The sequence below is a fragment of the Pseudoflavonifractor hominis genome, assembly GCF_014288125.1.
Taxonomy (GTDB): Bacteria; Bacillota; Clostridia; order Oscillospirales; family Oscillospiraceae; genus Pseudoflavonifractor_A; species Pseudoflavonifractor_A gallinarum.
Genome location: NZ_JACOPR010000032.1, coordinates 1 through 784, shown reverse-complemented (window position 1 = coordinate 784; position 784 = coordinate 1). Strand labels below are relative to the sequence as shown.

Genomic DNA, 784 nt, shown 5'->3' with positions numbered 1-784 from the left:
ACAAAATCGGAAAGCCCTTTCTCTGTGTCCTCATTCTCCGCAACGGCGATGTAGCGCACCCGTTTTTCCGGGAACAGAAATTCCAGATAGTAGTCCATCATCACATGTTCCCGCCCGAAACGGGAAAGGTCTTTCGTGACAATGCAGTTTACTTTTCCGGCTTCCACATCGTCCATCATGCGCTGAAAATCCGGGCGTTCAAAGTTCGTCCCCGACCAGCCATCGTCCACATACTCACCGACTACATGAAGTCCCTGTTCCTTTGCGTACTGTTGCAGGATTGTCCGCTGTGTTTCAATGCTTACGCTGTCACCATAGTTTTCATCGTCCCGGCTCAATCTCATATAAAGCGCCGTGTTGTAAATCGTAGTATTGTAAGGTTGTTTCACCGTTAAAAATCCTCCTTCTTAAAGAAACAACCCACGCTTACAATACTTTTGCTCTATGGCAATTATATCATAAGCGTGGGCGTGTTATCAATGATGGGCTATCAGGTTGAAGCGGCTTTTTCTGCGGTATGCCGCACCACATCTACAATCAGATCACCGAGGGGCTTCCCGCCTGCGGCGAAGTGTTCGGAGATTTTTATACGGTTGTTCCCACATACAAAATACTGCGTGCCGTTCTCTGCTTGTATGACCTGCCCTGTCCGGGGCGTAAAAATATCGCTTTCGCTTTTTGCCATCCAGTGTCCTCCATATTCAGTTTTCAAGGTACAATGCCGCACAGGGGCGGCGAAAATTTCTGCTTATATCTATCACCTTTCCTTTACTGTGTGCCGCTG

At 48.0% G+C, this 784-nt stretch carries 2 protein-coding genes; both read right to left on the bottom strand.

Going from position 1 to position 784, the window contains the following annotated elements; genetic code table 11:
* A partial coding sequence (locus H8S34_RS15000; RefSeq protein WP_436277859.1) for a recombinase family protein occupies positions 1-389 on the bottom strand: 389 nt, incomplete at its 3' end.
* Positions 390-490: 101 nt separating this feature from the next.
* The gene (locus tag H8S34_RS14995; protein WP_002334813.1) at positions 491-685 is read right to left on the bottom strand and encodes a hypothetical protein; all 195 of its coding nucleotides are present in this window, start codon (positions 683-685) and stop codon (positions 491-493) included.
* Positions 686-784 lie beyond the last annotated feature (99 nt).